Origin of the sequence: Brevundimonas sp. CEF1 (assembly GCF_051353055.1) — a bacterium.
Classification (GTDB): domain Bacteria; phylum Pseudomonadota; class Alphaproteobacteria; order Caulobacterales; family Caulobacteraceae; genus Brevundimonas.
On sequence record NZ_CP195593.1, the window covers coordinates 1,805,477 to 1,820,645 of the forward strand.

A 15,169-nucleotide genomic window follows, 5' to 3' on the forward strand; every position below is an offset into this window, starting at 1 on the left:
ATTAAAGAAGCCGTCTGACAACGACTTCTCCTGTGAAGCTTGCCAAGCTATGGCTTGTTTCAGAGGGTAAGGCGTACGTCCGCAAAGACGGCGTCGATCAGGGACAGGGAAACGCATCATGGCGCGAGTGGCGTTGGTTACAGGTGGCACACGAGGCATCGGCAAGGCGATCGTCCAACGATTGCGCGAAGACGGCATGGCTGTCGCCGCCGGCTATTCAGGCAATGACGAAGCGGCGGCGGCGACCGCGCGCGAGCTGGGGGTCATGGTCATCAAGGGCAATGTCGGCTCGTTCGACGACTGCGCCCGCGCGGTTCAGGCGGTCGAGGCCGAGTTGGGGCCCATCGACACTCTGGTGAACAACGCCGGCATCACCCGCGACGGCTTCTTCCATAAAATGAGCCACGATCAGTGGTCGGACGTGATTCGCGTCAACATGGACAGCGTCTTCAACATGACGCGCCAGGTGATCAACGGCATGCGCGACCGGGGCTTCGGCCGCATCGTCAACATCTCGTCGATCAATGGTCAGAAGGGCCAAATCGGGCAAGCCAACTATTCCGCCGCCAAGGCCGGCATGATCGGCTTCACCAAGGCTCTGGCCCTGGAGAACGCGCGCAAGGGCGTGACGGTCAATTGCATCGCGCCCGGCTATATCGACACCGAAATGGTCGGCGCCATGGACCAGAAGGTGCTGGACAGCATCATCGCCCAGATCCCCGTCGGAAGACTCGGAAAAGGCGAGGAAATCGCCGACATGGTGTCTTGGCTCTCGGGTGAGCGTGCCGGATATGTCACAGGCTGCACCCTGTCGCTGAACGGCGGCCAGTACCTGGTTGGCTAAACCCGCTTTGCCTAAAATCCGCCGTTCGGGCGTTCCACCACTGCTGTCATGATGGCGACGGTCGAGGTTGAGGCGGAGAAACCGCCGTGCTTCGCCGCCCCGGCGCAACGCGCCAGGGCGGTCGCGGGCGTGCGCCTCGACCTCGCTGCCCTGATGCTGCTGACCACCTGTCTTGCGGCGACGCCGGCTGCGGCTCAGCTACGCTCCAATGTTCAGGCGGAACAGAGCCGGGTCATCCGCGATCAAACGGTGACCCGCACCCTGCCGCCGCCTGGACGTTATTCCTCGGAAGCCGGCCAGACCTTCATGCTGGACCGCGCCGGAACACTGACCCTGCTGCGGTTCGAACGCTCGACCGAAACCTGGGCCCTGCGCCCATCGTCGGCGCCGCGAGGCGACACCATCTATCGCAACGACGCCGGCGAGCAGGTGCTGCGCGTCACACCCAGCGGCGGCATCACCGTCTATACCACCCGCAACCCCGGCGGTTCGCCTGTCTCTCTGACTGGGGCCGCCGTCAGCCTGGAGCCGACCAGCCTCGGCCCGGTGCAGATGTTCAACCTGATGACCCGCCGCAGCGGCCTCGTCAGCGAAGCCCTGGGCCGATTGGTTCGAATCAACGTCGTCGGCCAGGAATCCGAAGCCCTCTGCATCGAGGCGCTGATCGTCACCACCGACGCCGTGGTCCGCATCGCCCGTTCGCCCAGCGCCCGCCCCTTCCTGGACCGCCTGCGCAGCATCACTGTGATCGAAGGGGCGCGCGCCTCGGTCAGCTACTCCAACGGCGACCTGCGCGTCGTGGTCGACCCCAAACGCGGCATCGCCGGCCGCCCGTCCTCGGCCCGCGTCATCCGCGCGGTGATCCCGCAAGACTGATAGAACGCCTCGACGACAGGCTAGCCTATCGACGCTACTGCCCCAGAAAATCAGGAACGGCGCATGAGCCAGGACTTTGAAGAGCACGACGAAGACGGCGGCGGTTTCGACGTTGACGATTGGGCGCGGCTGAAGCCCTTCATCGGCTCGGTGGCGACGCTCGAAGATGTCCAGGCGCGCCGGGCTATCTTCGCGCTTGGCGACACCGAGGACGGTGAGACCATCGACATGGACCTGCCCCAACCCGCCATCTGGTGGGAAGACGACGGCGAACAGGCGGCGGTGATCGTGCAAGCCGAAGCTCACATCGGGTCAGATGGCGAAACCATGGAAGTCCTGGGTCTGATCCTGCCCGACGGCAGCGGCGCCGTGGCCCTGATGGATGACGTCGATCTGGTGGACGATACCGATCCGACCTGGCGCGACCTCGTCGCCAACGCCATCAACGACTTCGACGATGACTCGGAAGAGTAGAGCTTTCGCTGCAGACTAAACGTCGAATCGCCTGGTCCAGCCGTCGAACGCAACCTCGACATTGTCGGGAAGAGACGCCGACAAGCGATTGTAATCAAGATCAATATGCAGGTTCGTCAGCACGGCCTGCTTGACCTCGGCCCGTGCAATCCACTCCAGCGCCTTGTCGACGTGGGCATGGGTCGGATGCGGCATATAGCGGAGGGCGTCGATGATCCACAGGTCGGCGCCGCGCACCGCCTCCAGCGCCGCCTCGTCCAGATCGGACACGTCGCTGGAATAGGCCACCGGTCCCAGCCGATAGCCGACCGAGCGGATCGGGCCATGCGCCTGATCAAAGGTGATGATCGGAACCTGGCCGCCGGCGCCGTCCACGCCCCAGGCCTCGCCGTGCGGCGGAACGCGCTGAGCTTCCAGAATGGCCGGGTAGCCGTGCTGGCTCTCGAAGATGTAGTCAAACCGCTTGGTCAGGGCGTGGTGCGTGGCCGGGTCCATCCAGGCCTGAATCCGCCGCCGCGCATGGATGGCGAAGACCCTCAGGTCGTCAATGCCATGGGTCTGATCGGCATGGTCATGGGTATAGAGAACTGCGTCGACATGAGTGATCCCCGCCATCAGCGCTTGCTGTCGCAGGTCGGGCGAGGTGTCGATCAGGACGCTGGTGGTTCCGTCTGCTCCGTGACGTCGCGCCAGCATGGAGCATCGCGTCCGTCGGTTTTTGGACTCGTTTGGGTCGCAGTCGCCCCAGTCACCGTCGCCGCGCGGCACGCCGCCGGACGAGCCGCAACCGAGGATGATGATCTCCAACTCGCCCCTCCCGGTCATTCGGCGGGCCGGGGTATGCGATCAAACAGGGCGAAGAAGGCGTCGGTCGTGCGCCGGTCCGCTTCCTCAGACGTCCAGCCCCGGATCTCGGCCAGTTTCTGCAGGACCAGGCCGACATAGGCTGGCTCATTGCGCCGCCCGCGATGCGGGATGGGCGCCAGATAGGGGCAATCGGTTTCGACGATGATCCGATCCTCGGGCATCCGGCGAATGACCTCGCGCACGTCTTCCGCCGCCTTGAAGGTGGCGATGCCGGAAACGGAGAACCAGGCGCCAAGTTCCGCAGCCGTTTCAGCCAGTTCGATGCCGCTAGTATAGCAGTGCATCAACAGCTTGAACGGCCCCTTGGCGTGTTCCTCGCGCAGGATCGCCGCCATGACGTCGTCGGCCTCGCGCGTATGCACCACCAGAGGCAGGCCGGTCCGGCGCGCGGCGGCGATATGCTGGCGGAAGACCGCCGCCTGCTCGTCGCGCGGACTGAGGTCGTAATGGAAGTCCAGGCCGCATTCGCCGATGCCGATGACGCGCGGCCGCTCGGTAAGGGCGACCAGTTCGTCGGCGGTCAGCTCGACATGGTCCTTGGCCTCGTGCGGATGGGCGCCGACCGTGCACCAGATGTCGTCATGGCCCATGGCCAGGGCGTGCGTGGCCTCGAAGGTCGACAGCTTGTCGGAAATCTCGACCATCAGGCGCACGCCCGCCTCGCGGGCGCGAGCGATGACCTCGTCGCGGTCCTCGTCGAACTGAGGCGCGTGCAGGTTGACGTGACTGTCGATGATCATCGAAGGGCCTTGGTGCGGGCGATGTCGGCCAGTGCGCCGGCCAGAACGTCGGCGCGGTCCAGGTTGATGGCCGCCGTGCGGTCGGGCAGTTCGGCCAGCCGGGTCCACAGTTCGGCCCAGCGCGCGCCCTGCCCCGCCGGCGCCTCCAGCGCGCGGGTCTTCACCGCCGCAATCAGACGATCCATCAGGGCTTCAAAGCGCGCCTGGCCCTCGGTGCCGCGAAAACCGTCAGCGATGGCCAGTTGTTCGGCGCGGTCCACGGCGTCGCCCAGGACCCAGCTGCGGGCCAGGGCGTCGACTTCCTGCATGGCGCCCGAGGACAGGGCCAGGGCCGCGCCTGGCGACCCGCCCGCCATGTCGGCGGCCAGTCGCGCATCGTCGGGATCGGCGCCTGTGCGATTGCGCACCAGGGTCTCCAACTGATCTGCAGTCCAGATCGGGAAGCTGAGACGGCGGCAGCGCGAGCGGATCGTGGCCAACAGCCGCCCCGGCGCATGGGTCACCAGCAACAGGACGCCACGCTCAGGCGGTTCCTCAAGAATTTTCAGCAAGGCATTGGCAGCGTTGACGTTCAGGTCATCAGCGGCGTCGATGATCGCCACGCGATACTGGGCCTGAGACGGGCTCTTGGCGAAGAAGCCGGGCAGGTCGCGCGCCTGGTCGACCGAGATGGTCTTCTTCTGCTTTCCACCCTCGACCAGTCGTTCCATCACCAGCAGATCGGGATGGGACTGCGCCGAAACCAGCTGGCTGACCGGATCATAGGGCGCGGCGCCCAGCGGCCCGCGCGACGGGTCAGGCGCGGCCCCCAGCAGGCGGCGCGCGGCGCGATAGGCGAAGGTGGCCTTGCCGCTGCCCTCGACCCCGCACAGCAGCCAGGCGTGGTGCAGACGTCCCCGGCTCAGGGCGTCCAGAAAGGCCTCTTCGGCCGCGACGTCCGGGACCAGATCGAACCGGTCGCGCGGGTGTTCGCTCACAGCAGTCGCTCGGACACGGCGCTCCACAGGCGTTCGGAAACGGCCTCGAGCTCGCCCGTGGCGTCGATCACGACACAGCGCTCCGGGTGACGACGCGCCACGCTGAGGAAGCCCTCGCGCAGCTTCTGGTGGAAGGCCAGGCCCTTGGACTCGAACCGCGTCTCGAACAGGCCGCGACCGAAGGCCCGCTCCAGCCCGACCTCGACCGGCAGATCGAACACCAGGGTCAGGTCCGGCTGATCCTCGGCCACGATGGCGGCGTCCAGCGCCTCGATCAGGCTTTCGGGCGCGCCGCCGCCCGCGCCTTGATAGACACGGCTGGAATCGGCGAAACGATCGCAGACGACCCATTTGCCCTCGTCCAGCGCCGGACGGATGGTGCGTTCCAGATGGTCCGAGCGCGCGGCGTACATCAGCAGGGTCTCAGTGCGCGGCGACCAGCGCTCGGCGTCCCCAGCCACAACGATGTTGCGGATGACCTCGGCGCCCGGCGAGCCGCCCGGCTCACGCGTCTGGATGGCGTCGATCCCAAGCGAGCGCAGATGCTGGACCAGCAGGCGCGCCTGCGTGGTCTTGCCGGCTCCCTCGCCGCCTTCGAATGTGATGAACTTACCGCGCTGCACCCGCGCACAATGGCGAGCGCGGCGCGACAGGCAAGCCTTAACCGCCTAATATCAACAGGGCGTCGTCAAACCCGCGTGCGATGACGGCCTGACGGGCCTGTTCGGCGGCGTTGGCGTCGGGCCACGGACCGACCACAACCCGAAACAGGGACCGGCCATCGTTGCGGATGTCCTGAACCGAGGCCCGATCACCGAGGCGGTCAGCGATTCGCTGCGCCGCACGGCGGTCGGAGAAGGCGCCCGCCTGAACCCAATAGGCGGATGCGTCCTGAGGCCTCGGGACGGAAGGCTGAACATAGGGCGTCGGCGGGGCGACCGGCGTCGCTTCCGCCCTTCGTAGCGCCGTGCCGCCGCCGGTTCTCGGCGCCCGACCGACATAGCGCACCCGCACCTCGCCCACGCCTTGCGAGAGCAGGCCCAGTTCCTCGGCCGCCGCGCGCGACAGATCAATGATCCGGCTGTCGACGAAGGGACCGCGATCATTGACGCGCAGGATGACGCGACGCCCGTTGGCGCGATTGGTCACCTCCACCAGGCTCGGCAGAGGCAGGGTCTTGTGCGCCGCCGTCAGGGCGTTCATGTCGAACCGCTCGCCGGTCGAGGTCGGGCGGCCGTTGTGCTGGGCTCCGTACCAGGAGGCCATGCCGACCTCGTCATAGTTGGGCTGCTCGGCGGGTCGGTACCAACGTCCGCGGATCTGATAGGGTCGCATGGTGCCGGAAACGATGGGCGCGGGATCGGTCACGACCGGCGGTCTCAGCGGCGCGTCACGCCCGCCCCCGAAACTGGCGCACGCGGCCAAGGTGGAAAAGGCGGCGGCGACCACAACGCCCCTCAGCAATCTCGCCATCATGGCCAACGCACTCCAGTTCACTTGAAGTGATGATGGCCGAGGACGTTTCCGGTTTGGTTAACGGGGCGTTTGAAGCTATGCGTCCCCGCGTCGCGGCGACCTATTCGCGCCCGCGCCAGTTCTTGAAGCGAGCGCCTTGAAACCCTCCCTCTACCAGACCCGATCCGGGGTCTTCGCCCTGGCGACCCTGTGCTGCCTTCTGTGGGGCAGCGCCTTTCCGGCGGTCAAGAACGGCTATGCCCTGCTGCACATCGCGCCGGGCGACATCCCCAGCCAGATGCTGTTCGCCGGGTGGCGCTTCGCCCTGGCGGGGGCGATCCTTCTTGGCGTCGCCGCGACGATGAAGAAGCCGATCCTGGCCTTGAGCGGACGCCAGATGCGCCAGGTCGGCCTGCTGGGTCTGACCCAGACGACGATCCAGTATGTCTTTTTCTATATCGGCCTGGCTCACGCCACCGGGGTCAAATCCTCGATCATGAACGCCACCGGGGTCTTCTTTAGCGTCGTTCTGGCCCACTTCATCTATGCCAATGACCGGCTCAACGGCCGCAAGACCCTGGGGTGCCTGATTGGCTTCCTCGGCGTGGTGGTGGTCAATCTGGGCGGCAGCGCCCTTGGCTTTGACTTCAGCCTATTGGGAGAGGGCTTCATCATTATCGCCGCCTTCGTGCTGGCGGCCGCCTCCATCTACGGCAAGCGCTTGTCCGCAAGCATGGATGCGATGGTGATGACCGGATGGCAATTGTTTATCGGCGGAGCCGGCCTGACCGCCATCGGCATGGCCGGCGGCGGCCATCTTGAGAGCCTGAACCTGCAGTCCGGCGCGCTGCTGCTCTACATGGCCCTGCTGTCGTCGGTAGCCTTCGCCGTATGGAGCCTGCTGCTGAAGCACAACCCCGTCGGCCTCATCGCCGCCTTCAACTTCCTGATCCCGGTCTTCGGGGTCAGCCTGTCAGCAATCTTCCTTGGCGAGAGCCTTCTGCGATGGAGCTATCTGGCGGCGCTGGTTCTGGTCTGCGCAGGCATATGGCTGGTCACCCGCCCATCAGCGCCGGCCAAAGCATAGCTATTCGTATTGTGTGACTGCGCTTTCTGCTTGGGCAGCGGCGCACTTGCCGCTATGCACGCCTCCGCGCGCTGTCTCGACTCGCGCTGGACAGGTGGCCGAGTGGTTTAAGGCAGCGGTCTTGAAAACCGCCGTAGGTGAGAGCCTACCGTGGGTTCGAATCCCACCCTGTCCGCCAGACTTCCCTTTTCCGATCTTCGCACGCCCCCGCTCAGACGCGTCTTTATCACCGCGCGAACACTTGTCGCCAGCAGCGTCGTTCTTGAGGTCTGAAAGCCGTTGGCGCGCCCTGCAGGACTCGAACCTGCAACCCCCTGCTTAGAAGGCAGGTGCTCTATCCGGTTGAGCTAAGGGCGCGTGAGGCCGAAGCCGATCAGACGCGGACTCAGTGAGTCCAGGACTGTTTGCGGTTGGTGGCGAAGTTGTCGGCGTACGCCTTGAGGATCAGCGGCGCGTCTTGCGGCTCATGCAGGCGGAAGGCGATGCCGTGGCGCTCGGCGTATTCGACAGCCTCTTCCTTGGTCTCGAAGCTGAGGCGGACCTGGCCGTTCATGTCGGTAGTGCTGGTCCAGCCCGTCAGCGGGTCCTGGGTACGCGCCGAGGCGGGTTCGAACTCCAGTCGCCAGTCGTGGGTCTTGGCCTTGCCCGACTGCATCGCGGTCTTGGCCGGGCGATAGATGCGAGCGAGCATGGGCGGAATCCTTCGGCGACGTGTCTTGGCCGGGTCCATACCCCGCCGTCGCCGCCCGGTCCAGCCGTCGCCCGCGACTTCAGGCCGCCAGCGTGCTGGAACCGGCGTCGATCCAGCGGCGAGCAGCGCGTTGAGCCTCGGCAATCTCGTCGTGTTCCATCTCCTGGCTCAGATCGCGACGGTATTCCCGCGCTTCCAACGAGCCCTTCATGGACGCCAGATTGAAGATCATGTGGGCTGAAACCCGATCGATCGGACAGCCGTCCAGCCCTGCTGAATAGGCCAGCCCCAGCCGGAACAGGGCGTCGCCGTCCATATCGACGGTCGGCAGCGGCAGGGCCGCAGTTTCGATAGCCTCAGGCGCGGTTTCGTGCGCGGTCATAGCCAGTCCTCCGGGCGTTGGTCATTCTGACCCTGCCGTTCGAACCGCATTCAAATACCGACGGTTTGAAATTAGAGTTAACGCGCCCGTTGGCCGAAAAGAACAGCGCGCGCGGCTTGCGCCGCCTTGTTCGATGCGCCGAGATTGGCGCGCCATTCCTGGCCCACCGCCCTGCCCGCCTGAACCGCCGGCCGCGCCCCCACTCGCTCCATCCAGTCGCTCAGGCGTGGGAACTCAGCCAGATCCTGCCCCTGAAGCGCCGGCAGGAGCCATGGCCAGATCGCCATGTCAGCGATGGAATAGTCGCCCGCGACATAGTCCCTGTCCGCCAGACGTCTATTGAGCACGCCGTAAAGGCGGTGCGTCTCATTGGTGTAGCGGTTCACGCCATAGGCGATCTGACGCTGATCCTTGACCATCGCCGGAGCATACTGACGGAAATGATGGGTCTGTCCCGCCATCGGCCCCAGACCGCCGACCTGCCAGAACAGCCACTGATCAACCTCGGTTCGCGCCCGAACGTCCGATGGATAGAAGCGCCCGGACTTCACGCCCAGGTACTGCAGAATGGCGCCGGATTCGAAGATGGATAGCGGCTGACCGTCCGGTCCGTCTGGATCGACGATGGCGGGCATCCGTCCATTGGGGCTGAGAGCCTGAAACGCCGGCGCGAACTGCTCGCCCGCACCGATGTTCACTGGCTTGACCACATAGGGCAGTCCCATCTCCTCCAGCGCAATGGAGATTTTCCAGCCGTTCGGCGTGGGCCAATACCAGAGCTCGATGGGCTGGGTCATCGCGATCGCCTTCATTCGTGTCGAGACGTCCAGAGATGGCGCGTGCAAGGTGAACGGACAAGGCTGAAACCTGACACCACCATTCAGCCGGAGTTCATGCGCCAGGACCGACCTTGGCCCTCTGTTCAACGGGCCGTCCGCAGCTTTCCTTCGGCGCCCAGACCACGGAGACATACAGATGAACCGCCTCACCAAGGCCGCCATCGTCGCCCTGGCGCTGACCACCACGGCCGCGCCGTTGGCGGCGCAGGCCCAGAACCGCGATCACAGGGAGTATCGCCAGGACCGCCGTGAAGACCGGCGCGATGATCGCAATGACCGTCGCGAATGGCGTCAGGATCGTCGCGAGGATCGCCGTGACTGGCGTCAGGACCGCCGCGACGACCGTCGCGACTATCGCCACGACCAGCGACGCGCCGACCGCTGGGATCGCAACAACCGCGACTGGTGGCGCGGCCGACCCGAGTTCCGTGACTATCGCGGCGCCCGTAACGGCTATTGGTATGCGCCGGGACGCGGCTATTATCGCGTTGATCCGCGCTATCAGAGCTATCGCTGGCGTCAGGGCGGCTACCTGCCCTCGGCCTACCGCGGCTACTACGTGGACGATCCCTATTATTACAATCTGCGCCCCGCGCCGCGTGGCTATCGCTACGTCCACGCCAACAACGACATCCTGCTGATCGCGGTCGCCACCGGCCTGATCGCCAGCGTGTTGCACGACGTCTATTAAGGCGGCGCGCAAGCTTTGAAATCGGCCCCGCAAAGCTCGACTTTGCGGGGCTTTTTCGTGGGTTTCCTGCAAGTTTCCATCGACCAGCGTTCAGCCGTGGTTCATGGCTCGGAAGCCAGATTGATACCCAAGCCGCCCCTCTCGGCGTGCGAGGAAGAAGACCATGAAACGTTCCTTGATGGTGTTCACGGCCATCGCCAGCTTCGCCCTTCCGGCCCTCGCGCCCGTGGCGACCCTGGCGCAGTCGCGACAGGTCCAATCGGAAGACGGACAGCGGGCCCAACGCCCACAGCGCAGCGCCGAGCGGGGCAATCGTCCCGACGCTTCGCGCCCACAGGCAGGGGCGGAACGTCCTGACACGCGGCCGTTACGCCCCACTCGCCCCGAGGGGCAACGACCGACGCGCCCGACCGATCAGGGCCGTCCTCCGGCGTCGCGTCCAGAGCAACCGAACCGTCCCGAAGCGCGACCAAATCGTCCTGGCGCACAGCAGCCCGGTCGCCCCAATCGCCCGGACGGATACCGCCCAGACAGGCCCGATCGTCCGAACCGACCGGATCAACCGAACCGGCCGGATTGGAACCGCCCCGACCGACCCAACGCCCAGCAACCCAACCGACCGAACAGGCCTGATCGACCCAACCGCCCGGATCGGCCAGACCGCCCCAATCGCCCTGACCGGCCGAGTTGGAACCATGACCGCGACTATCGCGACTTCCACAATCGCTGGAACCGCGACCAGTGGCGGCGCGACTGGGATCGTCGTCACCGCAGCGACTGGTGGCGCAACGACAGCCGCTTCCGGGGCTGGAACGGCGTGCGGCTCGGCTTCTATTTCGCGCCGGGCTACGGCTACTACAGCGTGCCGCGCTCCTACTGGAACCGTCAGTACTACGTCGGCCAGTACCTCCCAGAGGTCTTCTGGCGCTATCAGGTCAACGACTGGCGGACCTATGGCCTCGGCTACCCGCCTCCAGGGACCCGTTGGGTCTATGTCGACAACACCATCTACCTGATCGACGACTACGACGGCTACATCATCGAAGTCGTCCGCGACGCCTGGAACTGGTAGTCGGCGGCGAAACGAAAGAAGCCCCGGAGAGCAATCTCCGAGGCTTTTTCCTATTGGGCTACAATGAAAGCCTGAACCTTACAGTCCCAGCTTGGCCTTCAGGATATCGTTCACAGCCGCCGGGTTGGCCTTGCCGCCCGTGGCCTTCATGACCTGACCGACGAACCAGCCAAGCGCCTGAGGCTTCTCAGCCACGGCGGCGGCCTTGTCCGGGTTGGCGGCGATGATGTCATCGACGGCCTTCTCGATGGCGCCGGTGTCGGTCACCTGCTTCAGGCCGTGCTTCTCGACCACCTCGGCGGGCGAGCCTTCGCCGTTCCAGACGTAGTCGAAGACTTCCTTGGCGATCTTGGACGAGATGACATTGGTCTCGATCAATTCGACCAGCTGGGCCACATGTGCGGCCGGCAGCGGGTTCTCGCTGAAGTCCTTGCCATCGGCGGCCAGACGCGCCGAGACCTCGTTGGTGACCCAGTTGGACACCAGCTTGGCGTCGCGGCCCTTGGCCGCAGCCTCGAAATAATCTGCCTTGGCCTGTTCCGAGATCAGCACCACGGCGTCGTATTGCGACAGGCCGTAATCGGCCATCAGGCGACGCCGCTTCTCGTCCGGCAGTTCCGGCAGATCGGCCTTGATCGCGTCGATCCAGGCCTGCTCGATCTCCAGCGGCAGCAGGTCGGGGTCGGGGAAGTAGCGATAGTCCATCGCCTCTTCCTTCGAGCGCATCGAGCGCGTTTCGCCCGCCGTCGGATCATAGAGGCGGGTTTCCTGAATGATCGAACCGCCGTCCTCGAGGATCTCGATCTGGCGCCGCGCCTCGTAATTAATCGCCTGAGAAATGAAGCGGAAGCTGTTGACGTTCTTGATCTCGCAGCGCGTGCCCAGGAAGCCGAAGTCGCCGGTTTCCTTGAACCTGGCGTAGTTGCCGGCGCGGCAGACCGAGACGTTGACGTCGGCGCGCAGGTTGCCCTTCTCCATGTCGCCGTCGCAGGTGCCGAGATAGATCAGGATGGTCCGGATCTTCTTGACGTAGGCGACCGCCTCTTCAGGCGTGCGGATGTCGGGACGCGAGACGATTTCCATCAGCGCCGTGCCGGCCCGGTTCAGGTCGACATAGGATTCCGTCGGCGACAGGTCGTGGATCAGCTTGCCCGCGTCCTGTTCCAGGTGCAGGCGCTCGATGCCGACGTTGAAGAAGCTGCCGTCCTCGGCCTCCACCTCGACCACGCCCTCGCCCACGATGGGGTGATACAGCTGGCTGATCTGATAGCCGGTCGGCAGGTCGGGATAGAAGTAGTTCTTGCGGTCGAACTGGCTCTTCAGATTGATCTGCGCCTTCAGGCCCAGACCCGACTTCACCGCCTGCTCGACGCAGTGCTTGTTCAGGGTCGGCAGCATGCCGGGGAAGCCGGCGTCGACCAGCGACACCTGCTCGTTCGGACCCGCGCCGAAACCGACCGCGGCGCCCGAGAACAGCTTGGCGTTCGACGCCACCTGGGCGTGGATTTCCAGCCCCATGACGATTTCCCAGTCGCCGGTGCGACCTTTGATCAGAGTTTTGTTGTCAGACATGTTCTTCTCTAGGCTCTGTCCCGACAGGCGAGCGTCGATTCAAGAAAGCGGTCCACACGCTGAACACGCCAAGCGCGGCAGCAGTGGCCCAGAGGGCAATTGCAAGGGCTAGTTGCTGGCTGGTCGCTGAATCATCTGAACCGAAGCTCACGATCGCAAAGCTGTAGATCGCCGCAGCGGCCAGTCCAACGACAGCCCCAAACAGCGCCACAACACCTGCGACCTGGATGATCCAGCGGCTTTTCATCACCACCACTTGGCCGGTTTGGCCACGAAGCCAGCGGAGTCTTCCAGCGCCGCAGCGACTTGGAAGACCGTCGCCTCATCAAGGGCCTTGCCGATGACCTGAAGCCCCAGCGGCAGACCGTCGCTGCTCAGACCGGCAGGCACCGAGATGCCCGGCAGACCGGCCAGGTTGGTCGTCACCGTGAAGACGTCGTTCAAATACATGGTCAGCGGGTCGATCTGTTTGTCGCCCAGCTTGAACGCCGCCGTCGGGGTCGACGGGGTCAGGATGGCGTCCACCTTGCCCCAGACATTGTCGAAGTCCTCGGCGATGCGGCGACGCACCTTCAGGGCCTTGACGTAGTAGGCGTCATAGAAGCCCGCCGACAGCACATAGGTGCCGATGGTCAGGCGGCGCTGAACCTCCTTGCCGAAGCCCTCTGCGCGCGAGGCGGCATAGAGATCGTCCAGCGACGAGAAGTCCTCTGCGCGATGGCCGAAGCGCATGCCGTCATAGCGGGCCAGGTTCGACGAGGCCTCAGCCGGGGCCACGATGTAATAGGCTGGCAGGGCGTATTTGGTGTGCGGCAGGCTGATCTCGACGATCTCGCAGCCGGCGGCCTTCAGCCACTCGACGCCCTGCTGCCACAGCGCCTTGATCTCTTCGGACATGCCGTCGATCAGGTATTCCGCCGGAACGCCGATGCGCAGGCCCTTGACCGACTGGCCGACCGACTGGGTCCAGTCGGGGGTCGGGATGTCGAGGCTGGTCGAGTCCTTGGCGTCGAACGAGCACATGGACTTCAGCAGGATGGCGGCGTCGGTCACCGTCTTGGTGATCGGGCCAGCCTGATCCAGCGAGGAGGCGAAGGCCACCATGCCGAAGCGGCTGGCGCGGCCATAGGTGGGCTTGATGCCCACGGTGCCGGTGAAGGCGGCGGGCTGGCGGATCGAACCGCCGGTGTCCGAGGCCGTCGCGGCCAGACACAGGTCAGAGGCCACGGCCGAGGCCGAACCGCCCGACGAACCGCCCGGCGTCAGCTCGGCGTCCGAGCCGCTGGCCTTCCAGGGGTTCTTCACCGGACCGAAGGCCGAGGTCTCGTTGGCCGAGCCCATGGCGAACTCGTCCATGTTGAGCTTGCCCAGCATGACCGCGCCTTCGCGCCACAGATTGGCGGTGACGGTCGATTCATAGGGCGGCACAAAGCCGCGCAGCATGTTGGAGCCGGCGGTCGTCTGCACGCCCTCGGTGCAGAACAGGTCCTTGATGCCCAGCGGCGCGCCTTCCAGGTCGCCGCCCTCGCCCTTGGCCAGCTTGGCGTCAGAAGCGCGCGCCTGTCCCAACGCCTTGTCCGCCGTCACCTCGACATAGGCGTTCAGGCTCGGGTTCGAGGCATCGATATTGGTCAGGAAGGCGCGGGTCAGTTCTTCCGACGAGAAGGCCTTGGCCTTCAGGCCGTCGACGGCGTCTTTCAGGGTAAGCTTGGTCAGATCGCTCATGACTTAATCCACGACCTTGGGCACGACGAAGAAGCCGTCAGCCGACTTCGGGGCGTTCGACAGGACCGCATCCACCTTGGCGCCGTCGGTGACGACGTCTTCACGCAGACGCAAAGGCTGGGCGACGTTGGAGGTCATCGGCTCGACACCCTGCACATCGACCTCGTTCAGCTGCTCGATCCAGTTCAGGATGCCGTTCAGCTCCTGGGCCAGCGGCTCCAGGCGGTCCTCGGGGGTCTTGATGCGGGCGAGGTGGGCGACACGCCTCACCGTCGCGGCGTCGATAGCCATGGAAATCTCCGAAATTCATCCAGTCGGGGCGCAAGGGAGTCGCCCAGACTGACTCCTGTCGTGGGTTAACCGCCCGATGCGGCTTCGACAAGCGTTCCGCATTGCAATATGGGGAGGCCGTGCCCGTATTCGACCTGACAGACCTGCCCGCCGCCTGCCCGCCCGACACCGCCTGGTTGGGGCTGGATCTGGGCGAGAACACCATCGGGGTGGCCGTGTCCGACACCAGCCGCATGATCGCCAGCCCGCTGCAGCTGATCCGCAAGACGAAATTCACCCAGGACGCCGAGCAACTGATCAAGTTGATGAACGGCCGCAACGTCTCGGCCCTGATCATCGGCCTGCCGCTGAACATGGACGGGACCGAGGGGCCGCGCGCCCAGTCCTGCCGCGCCTTCGCCCGCAATCTGGAGCGCCTGCGCCCCGTCAACGTCGCCTTCCAGGACGAGCGCCTGTCGACCACGGCAGTCGAGCGCTTCCTGATCGACGAGCTGGACCTGACGCGCAAACGCCGCGCCGACGTGGTGGACCGCACCGCCGCCGCATGGATTTTGCAGGGCGCGCTGGACCGTCTGCGCGCCTGATC

Annotated in this window: 19 protein-coding genes and 2 tRNA genes; 8 read left to right on the plus strand and 13 right to left on the minus strand. The window is 65.3% G+C overall.

The genetic code is table 11. The annotated features are described in order from the left end of the window. Window positions 1-118: 118 nt before the first annotated feature. The 3 genes from phbB (at window position 119) to ACR9FL_RS09310 (ending at window position 2,194) form a co-directional block, all read left to right on the plus strand. The gene (gene phbB / locus ACR9FL_RS09300; RefSeq protein WP_105563549.1) at window positions 119-844 is read left to right on the plus strand and encodes an acetoacetyl-CoA reductase; all 726 of its coding nucleotides are present in this window, start codon (window positions 119-121) and stop codon (window positions 842-844) included. Window positions 845-895: 51 nt separating this feature from the next. Beyond that, the gene (locus tag ACR9FL_RS09305) at window positions 896-1,720 is read left to right on the plus strand and encodes a DUF4908 domain-containing protein (protein ID WP_436358088.1); all 825 of its coding nucleotides are present in this window, start codon (window positions 896-898) and stop codon (window positions 1,718-1,720) included. Window positions 1,721-1,783: 63 nt separating this feature from the next. Further along, window positions 1,784-2,194 carry a hypothetical protein gene (locus ACR9FL_RS09310; RefSeq protein ID WP_436358089.1) on the plus strand — a complete coding sequence of 137 codons (411 nt, stop codon included), beginning with the start codon at window positions 1,784-1,786 and terminating at the stop codon, window positions 2,192-2,194. Window positions 2,195-2,209: 15 nt separating this feature from the next. Here the strand turns inward: ACR9FL_RS09310 and ACR9FL_RS09315 are convergent, their stop codons facing one another. From ACR9FL_RS09315 to ACR9FL_RS09335, 5 genes are read right to left on the minus strand one after another with little or no spacing between them, the layout of a single operon-like run. After that, window positions 2,210-3,019: an MBL fold metallo-hydrolase gene (locus ACR9FL_RS09315; protein WP_436358090.1), complete on the minus strand. Its 810-nt coding sequence runs from the start codon at window positions 3,017-3,019 to the stop codon at window positions 2,210-2,212. Beyond that, window positions 3,016-3,801 (minus strand): TatD family hydrolase, encoded by a 786-nt coding sequence (locus tag ACR9FL_RS09320; RefSeq protein WP_436358091.1) that lies wholly within the window; start codon window positions 3,799-3,801, stop codon window positions 3,016-3,018. Before ACR9FL_RS09320 ends, ACR9FL_RS09315 begins: the two co-directional genes overlap by 4 nt. Beyond that, window positions 3,798-4,778 carry a DNA polymerase III subunit delta' gene (locus ACR9FL_RS09325; RefSeq protein WP_436358092.1) on the minus strand — a complete coding sequence of 327 codons (981 nt, stop codon included), beginning with the start codon at window positions 4,776-4,778 and terminating at the stop codon, window positions 3,798-3,800. Before ACR9FL_RS09325 ends, ACR9FL_RS09320 begins: the two co-directional genes overlap by 4 nt. Then, window positions 4,775-5,401, minus strand: coding sequence for a dTMP kinase (gene tmk, locus ACR9FL_RS09330; RefSeq protein ID WP_436358093.1), 627 nt, complete (start codon window positions 5,399-5,401; stop codon window positions 4,775-4,777). The genes ACR9FL_RS09325 and tmk overlap by 4 nt, the downstream gene beginning before the upstream one ends. Window positions 5,402-5,438: 37 nt before the next feature. After that, complete coding sequence (locus ACR9FL_RS09335; RefSeq protein ID WP_436358094.1) at window positions 5,439-6,254, minus strand: septal ring lytic transglycosylase RlpA family protein; 816 nt, start codon at window positions 6,252-6,254, stop codon at window positions 5,439-5,441. 136 nt (window positions 6,255-6,390) lie between these two features. Between ACR9FL_RS09335 and ACR9FL_RS09340 the strand changes: the two genes are divergently transcribed. Further along, window positions 6,391-7,320, plus strand: coding sequence for a DMT family transporter (locus ACR9FL_RS09340; protein WP_296173223.1), 930 nt, complete (start codon window positions 6,391-6,393; stop codon window positions 7,318-7,320). 88 nt (window positions 7,321-7,408) lie between these two features. Continuing rightward, window positions 7,409-7,498 (plus strand) — tRNA-Ser (locus ACR9FL_RS09345). 102 nt (window positions 7,499-7,600) lie between these two features. Here the strand turns inward: ACR9FL_RS09345 and ACR9FL_RS09350 are convergent. From ACR9FL_RS09350 to ACR9FL_RS09365, 4 genes are all read right to left on the minus strand, one after another. Beyond that, window positions 7,601-7,677, minus strand: a tRNA-Arg gene (locus ACR9FL_RS09350). 28 nt (window positions 7,678-7,705) lie between these two features. Continuing rightward, complete coding sequence (locus ACR9FL_RS09355) at window positions 7,706-8,011, minus strand: ETC complex I subunit (protein ID WP_105563558.1); 306 nt, start codon at window positions 8,009-8,011, stop codon at window positions 7,706-7,708. Between the two features lie 79 nt (window positions 8,012-8,090). Further along, entirely contained in the window at window positions 8,091-8,393 is a 303-nt protein-coding gene (locus tag ACR9FL_RS09360) for a sel1 repeat family protein (protein ID WP_436358095.1), read from the minus strand. A 77-nt stretch (window positions 8,394-8,470) separates the two neighbouring features. Next, entirely contained in the window at window positions 8,471-9,190 is a 720-nt protein-coding gene (locus tag ACR9FL_RS09365; protein WP_296173189.1) for a glutathione S-transferase N-terminal domain-containing protein, read from the minus strand. A gap of 178 nt (window positions 9,191-9,368) precedes the next feature. Here ACR9FL_RS09365 and ACR9FL_RS09370 point away from each other — a divergent pair, with 178 nt between their 5' ends. Then, a complete protein-coding gene (locus ACR9FL_RS09370) occupies window positions 9,369-9,923 on the plus strand; it encodes an RcnB family protein (protein ID WP_296173188.1) in 555 nt (184 codons plus the stop codon). A 163-nt stretch (window positions 9,924-10,086) separates the two neighbouring features. After that, on the plus strand, window positions 10,087-10,995 hold the full coding sequence (locus ACR9FL_RS09375) for an RcnB family protein (RefSeq protein ID WP_436358096.1): 909 nt from the start codon (window positions 10,087-10,089) through the stop codon (window positions 10,993-10,995). Between the two features lie 78 nt (window positions 10,996-11,073). Here the strand turns inward: ACR9FL_RS09375 and gatB are convergent, their stop codons facing one another. From gatB to gatC, 4 genes are read right to left on the minus strand one after another with little or no spacing between them, the layout of a single operon-like run. Further along, the gene (gene gatB, locus ACR9FL_RS09380; protein ID WP_436358097.1) at window positions 11,074-12,567 is read right to left on the minus strand and encodes an Asp-tRNA(Asn)/Glu-tRNA(Gln) amidotransferase subunit GatB; all 1,494 of its coding nucleotides are present in this window, start codon (window positions 12,565-12,567) and stop codon (window positions 11,074-11,076) included. Further along, window positions 12,560-12,814, minus strand: a complete 255-nt coding sequence (locus tag ACR9FL_RS09385; protein ID WP_436358098.1) for a hypothetical protein — start codon at window positions 12,812-12,814, stop codon at window positions 12,560-12,562. The genes gatB and ACR9FL_RS09385 overlap by 8 nt, the downstream gene beginning before the upstream one ends. Then, window positions 12,814-14,292 carry an Asp-tRNA(Asn)/Glu-tRNA(Gln) amidotransferase subunit GatA gene (gatA, locus tag ACR9FL_RS09390; protein WP_436358099.1) on the minus strand — a complete coding sequence of 493 codons (1,479 nt, stop codon included), beginning with the start codon at window positions 14,290-14,292 and terminating at the stop codon, window positions 12,814-12,816. Before gatA ends, ACR9FL_RS09385 begins: the two co-directional genes overlap by 1 nt. Before the next feature lie 3 nt (window positions 14,293-14,295). After that, window positions 14,296-14,583: an Asp-tRNA(Asn)/Glu-tRNA(Gln) amidotransferase subunit GatC gene (gene gatC, locus ACR9FL_RS09395; RefSeq protein WP_207827071.1), complete on the minus strand. Its 288-nt coding sequence runs from the start codon at window positions 14,581-14,583 to the stop codon at window positions 14,296-14,298. A 119-nt stretch (window positions 14,584-14,702) separates the two neighbouring features. On the opposite strand from gatC, the gene ruvX reads away from it, so the two are divergent. Continuing rightward, window positions 14,703-15,167, plus strand: coding sequence for a Holliday junction resolvase RuvX (gene ruvX, locus ACR9FL_RS09400; protein WP_354089674.1), 465 nt, complete (start codon window positions 14,703-14,705; stop codon window positions 15,165-15,167). The last annotated feature ends 2 nt before the right edge of the window (window positions 15,168-15,169 follow it).